The organism is Lactobacillus nasalidis, assembly GCF_016587775.1.
Lineage (GTDB): Bacteria > Bacillota > Bacilli > Lactobacillales > Lactobacillaceae > Lactobacillus > Lactobacillus nasalidis.
In genome coordinates this window covers 1-1,103 of sequence record NZ_BOCG01000416.1, presented here as the reverse complement: position 1 = coordinate 1,103, position 1,103 = coordinate 1, and the positions used below count along the sequence as shown (strand labels likewise).

1 protein-coding gene and 1 pseudogene are annotated in these 1,103 nt (G+C 60.1%); both read right to left on the bottom strand.

What is annotated here, in order from left to right; all coding sequences use genetic code 11:
• Positions 1 to 746, bottom strand: a pseudogene (locus lacNas_RS07665) (transcription-repair coupling factor); the annotation flags it as partial.
• A 15-nt stretch (positions 747 to 761) separates the two neighbouring features.
• A partial coding sequence (gene pth, locus lacNas_RS07660; protein WP_201346748.1) for an aminoacyl-tRNA hydrolase occupies positions 762 to 1,103 on the bottom strand: 342 nt, incomplete at its 5' end.

Below are 1,103 nucleotides of genomic sequence, written 5' to 3'. Positions count from 1 at the left end.
GCCGCTTCCGGCAGATCCCGCGCCAAATCTTCAGCCGCCCGCTGCAGGTCAGCAGCAGTAAAGACGTGGTCGCTGGCCGTCGGCACGGCGGCTTGCGGCAGCTCTTCCAGGCTGCGCTGGCTGGTCAGGTCAAAAGTCTTGATCGTGTCGATTTCATCGCCAAAAAATTCCAGCCGCAGCGGATTTTCCCGGTCCAGCGGATACAGGTCCACGATGTCCCCGCGGGCAGCGAATTCCCCTGGCTTGGCCACTAAGGATTCCTTGCGGTAGCCGGCCTGGAGCAGCCAGCGGGTCAAGTCCGCCGGCGCGATTTCCTCGCCCGTCTTGAGCAGCTTTTGCCCGCCGCCAAACAAGGCAGGGTCGCTCAAGGGGTACTGCAAGCCCTGCGGCGTCGCGATTACAACCCCGGCCCGGCCGCTAAGCAGCAGGTCCAGGCTCTGGATCCGGCTACTCAGCTCATCCGGCGAACTCACGGCCGTCTGCGTGGCCAGGTTGCCGTCCAGGGCGAACAGCTCCAGGTCGTCATCGGCCAAAATCCGGCTCAGGTCGTTGTAGCGCTCCTGGGCCTTGTATTCATTTTCTTCGATCAGCAGCAAGGGCCGGCCGGTCTGGTCCAGGTACTTTTGGACCAGCAGCGCAAAAGCGCCCCGTTCGACTCCTGTGAGCAGGGAGTTCTTGATCCGGGACGTTTTCGCGATAAAAGCAGTTACTGCTTGATCTTTTTTCAAAAAGTCAATTGCTTGCATGTAGATTTACTGTCTTTAATTGTAGCGGTTCATCAAATACTGGGCGTCGCGGCCGGCCACAAAGTCGGCAATGATCTGGTCGACCTTGTCAAAGCTGGCCTCGAGCGCTTTTTGCTGGTCCTGGTCAAACGGCGTCAGCACCCAGGAAACCACGCTCTGCTTGTCGGGATGGCGGATGCCGATCTTCAAGCGGTTGAACTTCTCGGTTCCCAGATCGGCAATGATGCTCTTGATCCCGTTGTGGCCGCCGGACTTGCCGCCGGCCCGCACGCGCAGCTTGGCAACCGGCATGTCCATGTCGTCATGGATCACCAGGATGTCGCTGGGGTCGATCTTGAAGAACTTGGCGGCGGCCGC